16 protein-coding genes are annotated in these 16,079 nt (G+C 72.3%); 10 read left to right on the forward strand and 6 right to left on the reverse strand.

The genetic code is table 11. The features are described 5' to 3' along the window. The first annotated feature begins 8 nt into the window (after nucleotides 1–8). On the forward strand, nucleotides 9–1,349 hold the full coding sequence (locus ACWCPF_RS19820; RefSeq protein ID WP_451046341.1) for a DUF3500 domain-containing protein: 1,341 nt from the start codon (nucleotides 9–11) through the stop codon (nucleotides 1,347–1,349). Nucleotides 1,350–1,431: 82 nt separating this feature from the next. On the opposite strand, the gene ACWCPF_RS19825 is transcribed toward ACWCPF_RS19820, so the two are convergent. Then, entirely contained in the window at nucleotides 1,432–2,820 is a 1,389-nt protein-coding gene (locus ACWCPF_RS19825) for a glycoside hydrolase family 43 protein (protein ID WP_451046342.1), read from the reverse strand. Nucleotides 2,821–3,065: 245 nt separating this feature from the next. Here ACWCPF_RS19825 and ACWCPF_RS19830 point away from each other — a divergent pair, with 245 nt between their 5' ends. The 3 genes from ACWCPF_RS19830 (at nucleotide 3,066) to ACWCPF_RS19840 (ending at nucleotide 5,326) form a co-directional block, all read left to right on the forward strand. Further along, nucleotides 3,066–3,284 (forward strand): hypothetical protein, encoded by a 219-nt coding sequence (locus tag ACWCPF_RS19830; RefSeq protein WP_351919620.1) that lies wholly within the window; start codon nucleotides 3,066–3,068, stop codon nucleotides 3,282–3,284. A gap of 166 nt (nucleotides 3,285–3,450) precedes the next feature. Then, nucleotides 3,451–4,833 (forward strand): flotillin family protein, encoded by a 1,383-nt coding sequence (locus ACWCPF_RS19835; protein WP_451046343.1) that lies wholly within the window; start codon nucleotides 3,451–3,453, stop codon nucleotides 4,831–4,833. Between the two features lie 46 nt (nucleotides 4,834–4,879). Beyond that, a complete protein-coding gene (locus tag ACWCPF_RS19840; protein ID WP_451046344.1) occupies nucleotides 4,880–5,326 on the forward strand; it encodes a type II toxin-antitoxin system PemK/MazF family toxin in 447 nt (148 codons plus the stop codon). Between the two features lie 163 nt (nucleotides 5,327–5,489). Here ACWCPF_RS19840 and ACWCPF_RS19845 read toward each other — a convergent pair whose 3' ends face one another. Further along, nucleotides 5,490–6,362, reverse strand: coding sequence for a TIGR02452 family protein (locus ACWCPF_RS19845; RefSeq protein ID WP_451046345.1), 873 nt, complete (start codon nucleotides 6,360–6,362; stop codon nucleotides 5,490–5,492). Between the two features lie 306 nt (nucleotides 6,363–6,668). Here ACWCPF_RS19845 and egtA point away from each other — a divergent pair, with 306 nt between their 5' ends. The 5 genes from egtA to ACWCPF_RS19870 all read left to right on the forward strand — a co-directional run bounded on the left by egtA (nucleotide 6,669) and on the right by ACWCPF_RS19870 (nucleotide 11,408). After that, nucleotides 6,669–7,970: an ergothioneine biosynthesis glutamate--cysteine ligase EgtA gene (gene egtA / locus ACWCPF_RS19850; RefSeq protein ID WP_451046346.1), complete on the forward strand. Its 1,302-nt coding sequence runs from the start codon at nucleotides 6,669–6,671 to the stop codon at nucleotides 7,968–7,970. Further along, nucleotides 7,967–9,328 carry an ergothioneine biosynthesis protein EgtB gene (gene egtB, locus ACWCPF_RS19855; protein WP_451046347.1) on the forward strand — a complete coding sequence of 454 codons (1,362 nt, stop codon included), beginning with the start codon at nucleotides 7,967–7,969 and terminating at the stop codon, nucleotides 9,326–9,328. Before egtA ends, egtB begins: the two co-directional genes overlap by 4 nt. Beyond that, a complete protein-coding gene (gene egtC / locus ACWCPF_RS19860) occupies nucleotides 9,328–10,119 on the forward strand; it encodes an ergothioneine biosynthesis protein EgtC (protein ID WP_451046348.1) in 792 nt (263 codons plus the stop codon). Before egtB ends, egtC begins: the two co-directional genes overlap by 1 nt. Further along, nucleotides 10,116–11,078, forward strand: coding sequence for an L-histidine N(alpha)-methyltransferase (gene egtD, locus ACWCPF_RS19865; RefSeq protein WP_451046349.1), 963 nt, complete (start codon nucleotides 10,116–10,118; stop codon nucleotides 11,076–11,078). The genes egtC and egtD overlap by 4 nt, the downstream gene beginning before the upstream one ends. A 114-nt stretch (nucleotides 11,079–11,192) precedes the next feature. Beyond that, nucleotides 11,193–11,408, forward strand: a complete 216-nt coding sequence (locus tag ACWCPF_RS19870; protein ID WP_451046350.1) for a dodecin — start codon at nucleotides 11,193–11,195, stop codon at nucleotides 11,406–11,408. Nucleotides 11,409–11,438: 30 nt separating this feature from the next. Here ACWCPF_RS19870 and ACWCPF_RS19875 read toward each other — a convergent pair whose 3' ends face one another. After that, nucleotides 11,439–11,930 (reverse strand): phosphatase domain-containing protein, encoded by a 492-nt coding sequence (locus ACWCPF_RS19875; RefSeq protein ID WP_451046351.1) that lies wholly within the window; start codon nucleotides 11,928–11,930, stop codon nucleotides 11,439–11,441. A 132-nt stretch (nucleotides 11,931–12,062) separates the two neighbouring features. Here ACWCPF_RS19875 and ACWCPF_RS19880 point away from each other — a divergent pair, with 132 nt between their 5' ends. Next, nucleotides 12,063–13,079, forward strand: coding sequence for an LLM class flavin-dependent oxidoreductase (locus ACWCPF_RS19880; RefSeq protein ID WP_451046352.1), 1,017 nt, complete (start codon nucleotides 12,063–12,065; stop codon nucleotides 13,077–13,079). On the opposite strand, the gene ACWCPF_RS19885 is transcribed toward ACWCPF_RS19880, so the two are convergent. Genes ACWCPF_RS19885 through ACWCPF_RS19895 form a run of 3 tightly spaced genes read right to left on the reverse strand, consistent with a single transcriptional unit; the run spans nucleotide 13,076 to nucleotide 15,872 of the window. After that, entirely contained in the window at nucleotides 13,076–14,134 is a 1,059-nt protein-coding gene (locus ACWCPF_RS19885) for an NAD-dependent epimerase/dehydratase family protein (protein ID WP_451046353.1), read from the reverse strand. The two genes, ACWCPF_RS19880 and ACWCPF_RS19885, sit on opposite strands and share 4 nt — an antisense overlap. A 59-nt stretch (nucleotides 14,135–14,193) precedes the next feature. Then, complete coding sequence (locus tag ACWCPF_RS19890) at nucleotides 14,194–15,099, reverse strand: lysophospholipid acyltransferase family protein (RefSeq protein ID WP_451046413.1); 906 nt, start codon at nucleotides 15,097–15,099, stop codon at nucleotides 14,194–14,196. After that, nucleotides 15,099–15,872, reverse strand: a complete 774-nt coding sequence (locus tag ACWCPF_RS19895) for a GNAT family N-acetyltransferase (RefSeq protein ID WP_451046354.1) — start codon at nucleotides 15,870–15,872, stop codon at nucleotides 15,099–15,101. Before ACWCPF_RS19895 ends, ACWCPF_RS19890 begins: the two co-directional genes overlap by 1 nt. Nucleotides 15,873–16,079 lie beyond the last annotated feature (207 nt).

Raw genomic sequence — 16,079 nt, forward strand, 5'->3', positions numbered from 1 at the left:
CAGCGACGATGACCGAGCTGGACACCGGTGAACCGACGGCCCGTGAGCCGCAGTCCGAAGCCGGCGGCCGTGCTCACGCGAGCCGCCGCAACTTCATGCGCAAGGTGTTCTTCGCCAGTGGCGCCACGGCCGTCGCGACCATGGGCGGCGCCGGAGCGTGGGCGGCGCTGGCCGACGACACCACCGGCACGGCCGACGCCTCCGCCTCCCCCGCTCCCAGCGGCGCGCCCAGCGGTGGCCCGGGCGGCGGCGCCGGCGGCCCCGGCAACCAGTCGATCACCGAGGACTTCTTCGGCCTCACCACCGACGGCAAGCGGATCGACGACCTGTTCACGATCCACTCCACCGGAGTGAAGACCGCACCGGTGATCGCCGCCGCGAACGCGTTCCTGGCCGGGCTCACCGACACCCAGAAGTCCTCGACGCAGTTCACGGTCCACTCCACCGAGTGGCGGCTGTGGAGCAACATCGACTCCTACGACCGTCAGGGCGTGTCCCTCGCCGACCTGAGCGACGATCAGAAAGCCCTGGGCACCGCCCTGTTGAAGTCGGCCCTGAGCGCCGACGGGCTGGAGACCACGGAGAAGATCCGGAAGATCAACCAGGCGGCCGGCGAGGCGATCGGCAACACCACCGCCTTCAACGAGGACGCCTACTACTGGACCGTGATGGGCACCCCGTCGGCGACCGAGCCCTGGGGCTTCCAGTTCGACGGCCACCACCTGGTGATCAACTACTTCGTGCTGGGCGGCCAGGTCGTAATGAGCCCCTGTTTCTGGGGTTCGGAGCCGACCTCGATGGAGATCGACGGCGAGACGGTGACCGTCTGTCACGAGGAGGTCGTCGCCGGCCTCGCCTTCATCAACTCCCTGACCACGGAGCAGCAGGCGGTCGCCGTCGAGTCGACGACCAAGTCCAACGAGTCGATGACAGCGGGGGCGTTCTCGGACAACGCGGTCCAGGCGTACACCGGCATCCGCGGCGACGCGCTGACCGCCGTCCAGAAGACCAGGCTCCTGGGCATCGTCCAGGCCTTCGCCGGCCGCGCCAAGGCCGATGTGGCCAAGGCGCACCTGGCCGAGGTCCGCAAGCACCTCGACGACACCTACGTGACCTGGGCCGGCGGGACCGGAGACGACGCCGCCTTCTACGTCCGTGTGCACAGCCCGGTCATCTGGATCGAGGTGGACTGCCAGGCGCCGGGCCCGCTGGCCGGGGCGTACGGGGCGAGCCAGGGCAGCGGCGCGACGCAGAAGCACGTCCACTCCGTCGTCCGCACCCCCAACGGCAACGACTACGGCAAGGAGCTGCTCAGGCAGCACTACCTGACGTCGCCGCACCACCGGTGACAGCGGCGAGCGCATGACCACCGGGCCGGGGCCCCGTCATCCCGGCCCGGTTCCGCGTTCTGCGGCGGGTTTCGCGACCGGGCTACGCCCAGGCCGTCGCCGGCACGAACGAGCTGTCCTGGCGGAAGAGGTCGGTGCCGTCCGTCAGGGCCACGCTGAGCTGGTAGTTGTAGTGGCGCAGGTAGTAGCCGGGGTAGTTGTACGACTCGAAGCGGATCGCGCTGCTCGTGGTGCCGGTGCGGGCGACGAAGGTGGCGTCCTTGGCGAAGGTCGCCGTGCCGTCGTCGGCGTCGAAGCGGGCGCGGTAGTTGTAGTGGCGCAGGTAGTTGCCGGCGGCGTCGCGGAAGGAATAGCCGTTGGCGTCGGCGAGGCCCGCCACCACGGTGAAGGTGGACGCCTGCTTCTCGGCGGTGGTGCTGGAGCCGGTCACCACGGGCAGGTTGAGCAGCGCGGACTGCTCCTGCCAGTAGCGGGTGGTGTAGTTGACGGAGCTGAAGGACCGCGTGACGCTCTTCGCGAGGGCCGGGCCGCCGGTCACCGTCTCCTTGACGACCGTGAAGTGCCGTGCCGTGCCCGAGATGCCGGGCAGCGCCTTGGGCGCGGTCCAGGTGGCGAAGGTGTCGTAGCTGTCGCTGTAGTAGTAGGTGCCGTCGCCGTAGCCGTCGAAGAAGATGCGCCAGGCGCCGTTGTCGAGCTGGATGACGGACGGGCCCTCGCGGTAGCTGCCCCAGCCGGCCCAGTTGCCGGTCCTGGTGATCGTGTACGGCCCGGCCAGGCTGGACGCCGTGCCGTACTCGATGTACTTCGCCGTCTCGTTCTTGGTGAACGCGTGGTACGTCGAGCCGATCTTCACGATGTACGTGTCGATGTGGTTCGACCCGATGCCGGACAGGGCGACCGGTGAACTCCACGCCGTGAGCGCGGTGTTGGTCGCCTTGAGCAGGTACGGGGTGAAGATCCACTCGTCGCTGGTGACCGAGCAGGACACGATGACGTTGACGCTGCCGTCGCTGTCGACGAACCACTCCGGCGCCCAGGCGCGCGAGAGGCCCGCGATCGGGACCGTGTAGTCGTACAGGAACGTCCAGTTGACCCGGTCGGAGCTGCGGGCGAAGCCGATGGTGGTGCTGGTGTCCTGCCAGGTGTGGGTGGTGTAGGTGACGTAGTAGTAGCCGTTGGCGTGCTTGAAGATGCTCGCGTCGCGGATGCGGTTGCTGGGCGGGGTGTAGGCGGAGGCCTGCACCAGCCGGAAGTCGGTAGCGTCGTCGGACTGGTAGACGTTCACCGTGCCGTCGTTGCTGTTGAGGAACGGGACGATCGTGTAGCGGGTGGCGGACCCGCTGGCGGGGGCGGCGGCCGCGGCCGTGCCGAGCAGTCCGGGCAGTTCGCCCAGGACCAGCGCCGAGGCGGGCAGGACGGCCAGGGCCCGGAGCAGGGCGCGGCGGGAGGGGGTGGAGGGGCGTGTGGTCACGGGCGGCTCTCCCTGGGACTCATGCATGAGACGCGGGCTCAGATGCGACTGCTTCAGATGCAGGTTCACGTGTCCGACATGTCGAACAAAGTTCGAGAAGTCGAGCAGAAAGTAGAGCTGGGGCAGGTGCACGTCAATGGTTTGGGCGGGACTGGACGACACCTGTGCGAAACCTGTAGCGCACCGTGTGCCGCGGCGTGGAAAGCCCGGCGGTGCAACGGCGTTGTGGCCCCTACTCTGTGACCATGGACGAAGCGTCGATGGTCGGGCTCATGGGGCGGGTCACCGGAACGGTCGGGCCCGGGCTCGTCGGCGAGGTGATCGTCCGGGTGCGCGGCGGCGCCGAGCACTTTCTCGCCTATGCCGCCACCGGCACCGAACGCATCGAGCGCGGCACGATGGTCACGGTGGTGGAGTACCTGCCGCCGCGGACGGTCTACGTCTCGGCCATGTACGGCGGTTGAGGCGGTGGAGACCCCTGATGCCGCTGGGCCTTCCTGTGTACCGAGCGGGCAACAGTGGGTACCAAGCGGGCAACAGCGGTTCTTCCGCATGTGTACACGGCGCGTGCGCGGGCTCACACTCCCTTTACGTTCGGTGCCCCGGGGGCACCCGGCACAGGGGGAGGTCATGCTCATGGAAGTCGGAGTTCTCGTCGGGGCGGCGTTCGGCGCCGTCCTGGTCCTGATCGGCGCGTTCAAGTTGATGTGGCGGGTCGCGGAGCCCAACGAGGCCCTCATCATCTCCGGTTCGAAGCACAAGCTGGAGGGTCTCGAGGAGGGCATGGGGTTCCGGATCGTCACCGGGCGGGGCACCCTCGTGACGCCCGGGATGCAGGCGGTCCGCAAGCTCTCGCTCGACCTGAACCAGACGGAACTGCACGTGGACTGCGTCACCCACCAGGGGATCCCGCTGAAGGTGCGGGGCGTGGTCATCTTCAAGGTGGGCGACGACTTCGTGTCGATCGCCAACGCGGCCCGCCGCTTCCTCGACCAGCAGAAGCTGATGGCGGAGCGCGTGCACACCGTGTTCGCCGGTCATCTGCGGGCCATCGTGGGCGGGTTGACGGTCGAGGACATGATCCGCGACCGGGAGAAGCTGACCGGGCAGGCGCGCGCCGCGTGCGGCACGGAGATGGAGAAGCTCGGCCTGATCGTGGACTCCCTGCAGATCCACGAGATCGAGGACCCGACCGGGTACATCAAGAACCTGTCCGCGCCGCATCTGGCCGCCGTGCGGCGGGACGCGCGCATCGCGCAGGCCGAGGCCGACCGGCTGGCCACCGAGGCGGAGCAACTGGCGTTCGGCCGCATGGCCGAGGCCACCCGGGACAGCGAGATCCTCAAGGCCGGGTACCAGGCCGAACAGGACAAGGCCAACGCCAAGGCCCGGCAGGCCGGTCCGCTCGCCGACGCCGCGGCCCGTCAGGAGGTCGTGGTCCAGGAGACGCGGGTCGCCGAACTCGAGGCCCAGCGGCGCGAGCAGCAGCTCCAGGCCGACGTCCGCAAGCCGGCCGACGCCAAGGCGTACGAGAAGCGGACGCTGGCCGAGGCCGAGCGCGACGCGCGGATCTCGGCGGCCGAGGCCAAGGCGACGGAGACCCGGACCACCGGTGAGGCGGAGGCCGCCGCCACGCAGGCGAAGGGTCTGGCGAAGGCCGAGGCGAACCGGGCCCAGGGCCTGGCCGAGGCCGACGCGATCAAGGCCCGCGCCGCCGCCCTCGCCGAGAACCAGGAGGCCGTCGTCGCGCAGCAACTCGCGGAGAAGTGGCCGGAGATCGTCCAGGCGGGCGCGTCCGCGTTCGGCAACGTCGACAACATGGTGGTGCTCAACGGCGCCGACGGTGTGGCCGACATGCTGGCCAAGGCGCTCACCATGGGCGGGACGGGGCTGGGGCTGGCGCGTCAGCTGCTCGCGTCGATGAACCAGAACGGGCAGCCGTCGGGCGGGGCTTCACCGCTCAACGGGGTGGCCGCGCCGCCTTCGCAGAGGGTGCCGGTCGAGGAGAACTGACCTGGGTCCAGGACGTGCTCACGGGGGCAGACCGTAGGGTGCCCTCGTGAGCACGTCTACCGATGAGAACCCGCCGGGCCGCTTCGGCCCCTCCGCCACGATCGAGGCCGACCCCCGCGAGGTCGGCCGGGTGCGCACCGAGTACTCGCCCGCGCACGACGGCGATCCCGACCCCGGTGAGATCGTCTGGACCTGGGTGCCTTTCGAAGAGAACGACGGCCGGGGCAAGGACCGCCCGGTGCTCGTCGTCGCCCGGGAGCCGCGCGGCACCTTCCTCGCGGTGCAGCTCTCCAGCAAGCGCCATGAGGGCGACCGGGACTGGGTGCCGATCGGCAGCGGGCCCTGGGACCGCACCGGGCGGGATTCGTGGGTGGACGTCGACCGCGTCCTGCGCCTGCACGAGCACGGCATGCGCCGCGAGGCCTGCGCGCTGGACCGGATGCGGTTCAACCTCGTCCGCCGACGACTGCACGAGCGCTACGGCTGGACCTGAGCCCCTGCTCGGCCAAGCAGGTCGGGGCGAAGTCGGCTGCGGTTCGGCAGCGCCCTGAAGGGGCGCGGGGCGCTGACATGTGCGGCTCCGCCGCGCGGGCGCGACCAGTCACGACGGCGCCGCAGCGGAACGACGGCACAGCGCGGCACTTCCAGCGGAGCGCTCAGCAGCGGGCGAACGTCTTCTCGAACGCGCCCAGGACCGCGGTCCCCGGCGTCCGGTCGAGCACTCCGAACACCACGTGGGCGAAGGTCCGTCCGAATCGTCCGCCGGGGCACAGCAGCGCCCGGAACGCCTCGGCCACCTGCGCGGGGTCGTTGCGGAACACGCCGCAGCCCCACGCGCCCAGCACCAGCCGCCGGTAGCCGTGCGCGGCGGCCGTCTCCAGAACGCGCTCGGCGCGCACCGCCAGCGCCGCCGGCAACGCGGAGGCCCGCTCCGGCGCCGTCCGCAGCACCACGCCCGCGTTGGGCGCGGCGGCCGTCAGGAAACCGGCGGCGAACGGCTCGGCCAGCAGACGGCCCCGGTCGTCGCGGAAGACGGGCACGGCCGGCGCGTGGATGACCCGGTCGGTGTAGAACGGGTCGCGGTGCGCTCGGTGATGGTCGTAGAACTCGCGGGCCTGGAGCAGACAGGTGTACAGCGCGGAGGCCCGGCACAGGGCCTCCTCCTGCGCCTGGGCGCCGTTGAGGAAGCCGCCGCCGGGATTGCGGGCGGAGGCGAAGTTCAGGACGGCGACCGGTGCGTCGGCGAGCCGGCGGGCGGCCTCCAGGCTGCTCTCGCCCGTGACCTCGACGACAGGCTCGGCACGGGTGTCCAGCGCGTCCGGGGTGTCCAGCGCGCCCGCGGTGCCCTGGGTCTCCGCGGGCGGGTTCTTCGGCACGTCCACCGGTCCCGGTCCCAGCATCCGTGTGCCCGCGCGGGCGGCCTCGATCGCGTCCGTGAGGGACACCGCGCGCCCGTCGGACGTGCGGTAGCCGCCCGCGGCGACGATCTCCTGCGTCTCCCGCGCGATACCGCGCAGCCGCGCGCTCATGGCGCCACCCCCGTGGACCCCATGGTCGCGTGCGGCGCGGTGTCCCGCACCCCGCCGGTCTCCCCCGTCGTGCTCATCCACGCATCGTGAGTGATCCTGGACAACGTGTGCAACAGGGTTTCTCGGGCACGTGAACACGCTGCGCACACACAGAAAACGCCTGGAATCATCGATTCCCGGTCCCAAAAGTGCCGTTGTGCACCCTTGTGCGATCCGGATCGAAGGTCTTGGGTGGGACGAGCGATGCCTGTCCGGCCGCACCGAGGACGGACAGGTGGCATGGTGGAATCTCAGGAGGATCCCGACATGTCCGACTCGGTCAGTGACTGTACCGACGGAGCAGAGCCCCGCAGCGCCCTCACCGAAGCCGAGGTGGAGGCCCTGGTCCGGGGCATCTGTTTCAAGACAGGCCCACCCCGCGCCGTCGGGGTCGAGGTCGAATGGCTGGTCCACGAGCTGCGCGCGCCGCAGCTGCCCGTCACACCCGAACGACTCGAAGCGGCCTACGCCGCACTGCGGGACGTGCCGCTGAGCTCGCCGCTCACGATCGAACCCGGCGGCCAGCTGGAACTGAGCTCGCCGCCCGCCGCCTCCCTGATGGAGTGCGTGGGCATCGTCTCCGCCGACCTCGCCGCCGTCCGCGCGACCCTGGGCGGGCAAGGCCTCGCCCTCGCCGGCAGCGGCACCGACCCCTGGCACACTCCGCGCCGGTTCCTGCACGAGCCGCGCTACGACGCCATGGAGGCGTGCCTCGACCGCGGGGGCCCGGCCGGCCGCGCCATGATGTGCACCTCGGCCTCCGTGCAGGTCTGCCTGGACGCCGGGTACGAGGAGCCCGGCCCGCTGGGACACGGCCGCCGCTGGTGGCTGTCGCACATGCTGGGCGCGGTGCTGGTGGCGGCCTTCGCCAACTCCCCGCTGCTCTGCGGCGCGCCCACCGGCTGGCGCTCCACCCGGCAGTTGCTGTGGATGGAGATCGGCCCCGGCCGCGCGGGCGGGCCCGATCTGGACGGCGATCCGCGCGTGGCCTGGGCCCGGCATGTGCTGGACGCGCCCGTGATGTGCGTCCGGCGCGACAGCGGGCCGTGGGACGTGCCCGAACGGCTCACCTTCCGGGAGTGGACCCGGACGGGCGCGCCGACCCGCGAGGATCTCGACTACCACCTGACGACCCTGTTCCCGCCGGTCAGACCGCGCGGCCACCTGGAGCTGCGCATGATCGACGCGCAGCCCGGCGACGACGGCTGGATCGTGCCGCTCGCCGTGACGACCGCCCTGTTCGAGGACCCGGAAGCCGCCGAGGTGGCCTACCGCGCCGTGAAGCCGCTGGCGGAGCGGGCCCGGCCGCAGCCGGCCCCGCACAATCCGCTGTGGATCGACGCGGCCCGGTTCGCGCTGACCGACCCCGAACTGCACGAGGTCGCCGTCGCCTGCTTCGCCACCGCGCTGCGGGCCCTGCCCCGCCTCGGCGCCTCCGACGAGGTCATGGGCGCCGTGACGGACTACCTGGACCGCTACGTCCGCAAGGGCCGCACCCCCGCCGACGACCAGCTCGACCGCCTGCGCGGCACGGACCCCCGCGCGCACGGGAAGGACCTCCGCACATGACCGAGCCCGCCCTGGACACCGAGCCCGCCCCGGACGCGGGCGCCGAACCCGTCGCCCTCGACGCGGACACCCTGCGCGCCCGCGTGCTCGCCTCGCTCACCACGGCCCGAGAGCGCACCACGCTGCTGACCGCTTGCGTGGAGGAGCCCGACCTCACCGCCCAGCACTCCCCGCTGATGTCCCCGCTGGTGTGGGACCTCGCCCACATCGGCAACCAGGAGGAGCTGTGGCTGCTGCGCGCGGTGGGCGGCCGGGAGGCGATGCGCCCCGAGATAGACGGGCTGTACGACGCCTTCGAGCACTCGCGCGCCGAACGGCCCTCGCTGCCGCTGCTGCCGCCCGCCGAGGCGCGCCGGTACGCGGCGGAGGTGCGCGGCCGGGTGACGGACCTGCTGGAGTCGGCCGACTTCCACGGCACCCGGCTGACGGAGGCCGGTTTCGCCTTCGGGATGATCGCGCAGCACGAACAGCAGCACGACGAGACGATGCTGATCACCCATCAGCTGCGCACCGGCCCGCAGGCCCTCACCGCGCCCGACCCCGAGCCGGTGCCGCTGTTCACCGGCCCGGCCGAAGTCCTCGTGCCCGGCGGCCCGTTCACGATGGGCACGTCCGGTGAGCCCTGGGCGCTGGACAACGAACGGCCCGCGCACCGGCGCGAGGTGGCCCCCTTCCACATCGACACCACACCGGTGACGAACGCCGCGTACCAGGCCTTCATCGCAGACGGCGGCTACGAGGACGAGCGCTGGTGGACCGGGGAGGGCTGGGCGCACATCCGCCGGCACCGCATCCACGCCCCGCTGTTCTGGCGCCGCGACGGCGGGCAATGGCTGCGCCGGCACTTCGGCGTCACCGAGGTCGTACCGCCCGACGAGCCGGTCCTGCACGTGTGCTGGTACGAGGCCGACGCCTACGCCCGCTGGGCCGGACGGCGGCTGCCCACCGAGGCCGAGTGGGAGAAGGCGGCCCGCTTCGACCCGGCGACCGGCGGCTCGACGCGCTACCCGTGGGGCGACGCGGACCCCGCCCCCGAGCACGCCAACCTGGGCCAGCGGCATCTGCGTCCGGCACCCGCCGGCAGCTACCCGGAGGGCGAGTCCCCGCTCGGGGTACGGCAGTTGATCGGCGATGTGTGGGAATGGACGTCCAGCGACTTCCTTCCCTACCCCGGGTTCCGGATGTTCCCGTACAAGGAGTACTCGGAGGTGTTCTTCGGCCCCGAGTACAAGGTGCTGCGCGGCGGTTCGTTCGCGGTGGACCCGGTGGCCTGCCGGGGCACCTTCCGCAACTGGGACTACCCGATCCGGCGGCAGATCTTCTCCGGGTTCCGCACGGCCCGCTCGGAAGCCGTCTGATGTGCCGTCACCTCGCCTATCTGGGGCCGGCGGAGCAGCTCGGACGGCTGCTGACGGAGCCCCCGCACAGCCTGTACCGCCAGTCCTGGGCCCCCCGGCGGCAGCGGTACGGGACGGTCAACGCCGACGGTTTCGGGGTGGGCTGGTACGCCGACGGCGACCCGGTCCCGGCCCGCTACCGCCGGGCGGGGCCGATCTGGGCGGACCTGTCCTTCGCCGACCTGGCCCGGGTCGTCCGCAGCCGCTCCCTGCTGGCCGCCGTCCGGGACGCGACCCTGGCCGGGGCCGACGGGGAGGCCGCCGCGGCCCCCTACGCGGCCGGGACCTGGCTGTTCAGCCACAACGGGGCGGTCGCCGGCTGGCCGCGCTCGCTGGCCCCGCTGACCGGCTCCCTGCCCGCCGCCGAACTGCTGTCGATGGAGGCCCGCAACGACTCCGCGTTCGTGTGGGCGCTGGTGCTGGCCCGGCTGCACGGCGGGGACACCGAGAGCCAGGCGCTCACGGACACCGTCCTGGAGGTCGCGGGCACGGCCCCCGGGTCCCGGCTCAACCTGCTGCTCACCGACGGCGATTCCATCACCGCGACCGCCTGGGGCGACACCCTGTGGTATCTCGCGGAGCCCGGCCGGGGCACGGTCGTGGCCTCCGAACCGTACGACGACGATCCGCGCTGGCAGGAGGTCCCCGACCGCACCCTGCTCGCGGCGAGCCGCGCCGACGTCCTGCTCACCCCGCTGAAGGACCCGAGCCCGGACGTGGCATCCGCACCACGCAAGGAGACCGGCACGTGAGCCCGTTCCAGATCACCCGCACCCTCCCCGAGGACGCCACGGACGCCGCCCTGCGCGCCGACGTCCGGCGCGGCCTCACCGCGAGCCCGAAGACGTTGCCGCCGAAGTGGTTCTACGACGCGCACGGCAGCGCGCTGTTCGAGCGGATCACCGAACTGCCGGAGTACTACCCGACGCGCGCCGAGCGCGAGATCCTTGTGGACCGGGCCGGCGAGATCGCCGTGGCGGCCCGCGCCCGCACCCTCGTCGAGCTCGGGTCGGGCTCCTCGGAGAAGACCCGGCTGCTGATCGACGCCATGACGGAGCTGGACACCTATGTGCCGGTCGACGTCAGCGAGAGCGCCCTCGCCCAGGCGGGGCAGGCCCTGATCGACGAGCGGCCCGGGCTGAACGTCCATGCCCTGATCGCCGACTTCACCGCGCGGCTGAGGCTGCCCGGCTCCCCCGGCCCGCGCCTGGTCGCCTTTCTGGGCGGCACGATCGGCAACCTGCTGCCGGCCGAGCGCGCCGCGTTCCTGGCCTCGGTGCGCGCGCTGCTCGCGCCGGGCGACGCGCTGCTGCTGGGCACCGACCTGGTCAAGGACGAGCGGGTGCTGGTGCGGGCCTACGACGACTCGGCCGGGGTGACGGCCGCGTTCAACAAGAACGTCCTGGCCGTGGTCGACCGTGAACTGGGCGCGGACTTCGACCCCGACGCCTTCGACCACGTCGCTCTGTGGGACGCGGACAACGAGTGGATCGAGATGCGGCTGCGTTCCCGGACGGCGCAGACCGTGAAGGTGCCCGCGCTCGATCTCGCGGTCGACTTCGCGGCCGGCGAGGAACTGCGCACCGAGGTCTCGGCGAAGTTCCGGAAGGAGGGAGTACGGGCGGAACTGCACGCCGCCGGACTGGAGTCCACCCACTGGTGGACCGACGCCGCGGGCCGCTTCGCCCTGTCGCTGAGCACCGTGCGCTGAACACCGTGACGCCTCCCCCTCGCCCCATCGCCTCGCGCTCCGCCTCGGCGTGGGGCACGGTGGAGTGACGTGTGACATACGTGACGACGCCGTCACGGTCGAGAGGAGCACCTGATGTCGAACCACACCTACCGGGTCACGGAGATCGTCGGCACCTCGCCGGACAGTGTCGACCAGGCCGTCCGCAACGGCGTCGCCCGCGCCTCGCAGAAGCTGCGCAACCTGGACTGGTTCGAGGTGACCCAGGTACGCGGCCAGATCGAGAACGGCGCCATCGCGCACTGGCAGGTGGGCCTGAAGGTCGGCTTCCGCCTGGACGAGTCGGCCTGACGGCCGAGCCGAAGCCGGTGCCGAGGCCCGTCAGGTCCGGCCCTCGCCCTCCTGTGCCTGTTCGAGCGCGCCGGACGGAGCCGTCCAGCGCGCCCGGACGACGGTGAAGCCGGCCCGTTCGGCGTCGTCGCACACGAGTTCGTCGTCGTCCACGAGCATGCGGACCTCGCGGTCGCGGGCCAGCCTGCGGAGGATCTCCAGCTTGGTGCGCCGGGCGGGCCGGCGGTCGTCGTTGCGCCGCATGTGCAGACGCCCGTCCGGCAGACCCTGCGCGGCGAGCCAGGCCAGGGTGTCCCGTCGGCAGCGCTCGGGCCGGCCGGTCAGGTAGACGACCTCGCACTCCTCGGCGCTGGCCAGCACCAGGGCGATGCCCTGCGGGATCGGCGGGTCGTGCGGCGCGGCCGCGAAGAACGCGTCCCAGTCGCGCGGGCTGCGCTCCAGGAACCGCTGCCGGTGGGCCGTGTCGGCGAGGGTGTTGTCCAGGTCGAACACGGCGACGGGCCGTCTGCTGCTGTCGGTCACGACAGCCACCCTAGGCGCTCCGCAGCAAGTGCCGCGCTGTGCCGTCGTTGCGCTGAGGCGCCATCGTGGCTGGTCGCGATAAAGGGCGGGGCGGCTCAGGAATCCTGGGGGCCGTGCGGTGTTGAACCTTGTATGAGTTCCGTGATCGCCTCGGCCCGTTTCTCCGTCCTCGACCGCTCGCGCATCCGCGAGGGGCACACCGCCGCCGAGGCGCTGCGCGACACCGTGGCGCTGGCGCGGGAGGCCGAGCGGCTCGGCTACCACCGCTTCTGGGTGTCCGAGCACCACGGCGTGCCCGGGGTGGCGGGCTCGGCGCCCACCGTCCTCGCGGCCGCCGTGGCCGGTGCGACCCGCACGATCCGGGTCGGCACGGGCGGGGTCATGCTGCCCAACCACCGGCCGCTGGTGGTGGCCGAGCAGTTCGGGGTGCTGGAGTCGCTCTTCCCGGGCCGCGTCGACATGGGCCTGGGCCGTTCGGTGGGCTTCACCGACGGCGTGCGCCGGGCGCTCGGCCGGGACAAGGACGACGCCGACGCCGACGACTTCGCGGCCCAGCTGGCGGAACTGCTCGGCTGGTTCCGGGGCGGCTCCCCGACCCGGGTGCACGCGTACCCGGCGGAGGGCCTGAGCGTGCCGCCGTTCGTGCTGGCGATGGGCGAAGGCGCGACGATCGCGGCCCGGGCGGGGCTGCCGCTGGTCATCGGCGACCTCCGCGACCGCGACCGGATGCGGCGGGGCATCGACGACTACCGCGCCCGTTTCCGCCCCTCCCCCTGGGCGTCGCGGCCGTATGTCGTGGTCTCGGGCACGGTCGTGGTGGCCGCCGACCCCGAGCAGGCGCGCCGTCTGCTGCTGCCGGAGGCCTGGTCGATGGCGTACTCCCGCACCCACGGCACCTTCCCGCCGCTGCCGCCCGCCGGGCAGGTCGAGACCCGCGCGATGACCGCGAAGGAACGCGGCTTCTACGAGTCCGGCCTGAGCGGCCATATCGCGGGCACGGAGGAACAGGTGACCGACGAGCTGGAAACCCTGCTGAAGGAGACCGAGGCCCAGGAGATCCTCGTCACGACCAGCACCTACGACCGCGCCGCGCTGCTGGACTCCTACCGGCGGCTGGCCGGGATCGTGGACCAGGAGCGGAACCGCTAGCTGCGCTGCTGCTCCTGCCAGGAGCGGTAGTGGTCCACCAGGGTCTCCTCGATCGGGCGGTAGACGAGGCCGAGTTCCTCGGTGCTTCTGCGGTTGTCGACGCGGAAGCGGATGCCGAGATGGTTGCGGATGTAGGCCTGGGAGAGGCCGAAGGCGGGGCCGAGGATGCGGACCGGCCAGTGCGGGAGCGCGGTGCGCGGGAGGCGCCGGTTTCTCGGGTGGTGCTTCAGCAGGGCCCGCGCCATCTGGTGGAAGGAGGTCATCTCCGGCGCGGCGACGATGTAACGGCCGTGCGCCTCGGGGTGTTCCGCCGCGGCTATGTGGGCCGCGGCCACGTCCCGGACGTCGGCGGTGGTGAAGCTGAAGTCGGGGGCGCCGTAGAAGAAGTAGCCCTTGAAGAGCTCGTCGAGCAGGAACAGGCTGCCCGAGTCCGAGGCGGGGGTGAGGGACGGGCCCAGGATCAGGCCGGGGTTGAGGGAGACCATCCGCCAGCGGCGCTGTGCGGCCTCGGCCTCCCGGGCCGCCTGCTCGGCCACCGTCTTGGCGTAGTGGTACGGGTTGTTCTCGACGGTGCTGGTGGTGTTGACGTACTTCTCCGACAGCGTCCGGTCGTCCATCGCCCGTACGTCGGAGTAGTCGCCGAAGATCGCGCCGACGGTGGAGGTGAGGACGAGGCGCTCGACGGTCTCCGTGCGGTCGACGGCCGCCACGACGTTGCGCGTGCCGCGCAGGGCGGGTTCCACCACGTCCCGTCGGCCGTCCTTGATCTTCTCCGGCATCAGGAAGGGCGAGGCCACATGGAAGACCACCGTGCAGCCCTTCATCGCCTCGTCGAAGGAGCCCTCCGTGAGCAGGTCCGCCTCGAAGAGGTCGAGCCGGCCGGGATGGGCGTCCCGCAGGGCGTGCAGGGGCCGGAGCTTCGCCGGGTTCGCGGTGGAGCGCACGGTGGTGTGCACGCGGTAGCCGCGTTCCAGGAGCTGACGGACGAGATGGGCGGCGACGAAGCCGCTGCCCCCGGTGACGAGAACCGTTCGGCCGGCCGGACTTCCGCTCACACGCGCCCCCTCGGAGTTCGGGATGCGCCATGATCCCACCAGAACCGCCGGCCGGCCCATCACTTACCGGAAATCCGTTCGACGCGACTATGCTCCGCTGGTAGTGCCGCGTTGTGCCGTCGTTCCGGTGCGGCGCCGTCGTGGCTGGTCGCGCAGTTCCCCGCGCCCCTGAAGGGGCGCTGCCGAGCTCCCAGGACTCGGGATCCGGCCGCTGCGGCCAGGGCTTTGCGGTCGGGGTGGGTGCCCGGGGGGAGGGTGGGGAGTACTTCGACCTCCGCGATCAGGCCGCGGGCCGTCACCACCCGCCACAGCGAGGCCGGCAGCGGGTCGTCGCCGACGAAGGCGGCCACCGTGCTGGCCGCTCCCGCCCGGTCCCGGTAGCGGATGCGCACGGGCTGGACGGGCACTCCGGCGTCCAGCGCGGACTGGAACACGGCCCGCCGGAAGTGCCCCTGGGCGCGCCCGCACCAGGTGCTCCCCTCCGGGAACACCGCGACCGCCCGTCCGGCGCGCAGCGCGTCGGCGATCCGGGCGACCGTCTCGGGCAGGGCGCGCAGCCGGTCCCGGTCGATGAACAGGACCCCGCCGCGGGCGACGAGCGCGCCCGCCACCGGCCACCGCCGGATCTCGGCCTTGGCGAGCATCCGGGCCGGGCGGACCCCGGCCAGCAGCGGGATGTCCAGCCAGGAGATGTGGTTGGCGACCAGGAGCAGCCCGGTCGAGGTGGGCGCGGTCGTACCGGTGACCCGGACCCGGACCCCCGCCGCCCGCACCACGGTCCGGCTCCACGAGCGGACCACGCGGGCCGGTATCCAGTCGCTGAGCGGCGCCAGCACGACCCCGACCAGGACCAGCAGGACGACCGTCGTGAGCCGCAGCACGGCTCGCGGCAGGCCGGTGAGGGACGCCGTCTTCTCCACGCACGCCCGCGGGGTGCAGGGCGCGCTGGGCAGCCAGACGCTCATCACGCCGGGACGAGCGAGAGGAAGTGCCGCAGATAGCGCGGGTTGACCCGGCGCATCGACAGCAGCACATACAGGTCGGCGACACCGAAGTCGGGGTCGTGGGCGGGCTCCCCGCACACCCAGGCGCCGAGCCGGAGGTAGCCGCGCAGCAGGGCGGGCAGTTCGGTGCGGGCGGGCGGGGCGGCGGCGTTGGGGGTCCAAGGCAGCAGCGGCCGGACCCGGTACTCCGGCGGGGCCAGGTGCTTGTCGCGGACCCGGTCCCAGGTCGCCGTCGCGAGCGTGCCGCCGTCGGCCAGCGGGATCGAGCAGCAGCCGGCCAGCCACTCGTGGCCGCGGTCCACCATGTAGCGGGCGATGCCGGCCCAGATGAGGCCGATGACGGCGCCGTCCCGGTGGTCGGGGTGCACGCACGAGCGGCCGACCTCGACCATGCCGGGCCGGATCGCGTCGAGCGGGCTCAGGTCGAACTCGCCCTCGGAGTACAGCCGTCCGGCGATCGCGGCCCGCTCGGGCGGCAGCAGCCGGTAGGTGCCGACCACCTCGCCGGTGACGCGGTCCCGGATGAGAAGGTGGTCGCAGTAGGCGTCGAAGGCGTCCGTGTCCAGGCCCGGTTCGGGGCCGTCGAGCCGGGCGCCGAGCTCCCCGGCGAACACCTGGTGGCGCAGTCGCTGTGCGGCCCGGACGTCGTCCTGGTCACGGGCGAGCGACACGAGATAGCCGTTGCCGCCGGGCGGGGCGGCGAGGGCGGGGGGCGAGAGCGGCATCGCGGTCATGAGGTCTCCTGCGCCGAGCGGAAGAAGCTTGGGGACGGTGCATGGGGATGTGCACCTGCTTTCTTCCGCGGCCGGCTGGCCTCGGCGTGTCCTGCGCGGGACCCGGGGATGTGCGGCTGCTGAATCCCGGGAGACAGCCGCTTTCGGCCGACGGCGAGGACGCCCCCCAGGGGCGCGGGGAACTGCGCGACAAGCCACGCCGGACGT

The sequence above is a fragment of the Streptomyces sp. NPDC001858 genome, from assembly GCF_053594615.1.

Excerpts from the sequence above, each read along its gene's own strand:
- ACWCPF_RS19870 (WP_451046350.1), top strand. The coding sequence starts at position 11,193 with ATGTCGAACCACACCTACCGGGTCACGGAGATCGTCGGCACCTCGCCG.
- ACWCPF_RS19835 (WP_451046343.1), top strand. The coding sequence starts at position 3,451 with ATGCTCATGGAAGTCGGAGTTCTCGTCGGGGCGGCGTTCGGCGCCGTC.
- ACWCPF_RS19895 (WP_451046354.1), bottom strand. The coding sequence starts at position 15,872 with ATGACCGCGATGCCGCTCTCGCCCCCCGCCCTCGCCGCCCCGCCCGGC.
- egtA (WP_451046346.1), top strand. The coding sequence starts at position 6,669 with ATGTCCGACTCGGTCAGTGACTGTACCGACGGAGCAGAGCCCCGCAGC.
- ACWCPF_RS19820 (WP_451046341.1), top strand. The coding sequence starts at position 9 with ATGACCGAGCTGGACACCGGTGAACCGACGGCCCGTGAGCCGCAGTCC.
- ACWCPF_RS19845 (WP_451046345.1), bottom strand. The coding sequence starts at position 6,362 with ATGAGCGCGCGGCTGCGCGGTATCGCGCGGGAGACGCAGGAGATCGTC.
- ACWCPF_RS19830 (WP_351919620.1), top strand. The coding sequence starts at position 3,066 with ATGGACGAAGCGTCGATGGTCGGGCTCATGGGGCGGGTCACCGGAACG.
- egtB (WP_451046347.1), top strand. The coding sequence starts at position 7,967 with ATGACCGAGCCCGCCCTGGACACCGAGCCCGCCCCGGACGCGGGCGCC.
- ACWCPF_RS19890 (WP_451046413.1), bottom strand. The coding sequence starts at position 15,099 with ATGAGCGTCTGGCTGCCCAGCGCGCCCTGCACCCCGCGGGCGTGCGTG.
- ACWCPF_RS19880 (WP_451046352.1), top strand. The coding sequence starts at position 12,063 with ATGAGTTCCGTGATCGCCTCGGCCCGTTTCTCCGTCCTCGACCGCTCG.
- egtC (WP_451046348.1), top strand. The coding sequence starts at position 9,328 with ATGTGCCGTCACCTCGCCTATCTGGGGCCGGCGGAGCAGCTCGGACGG.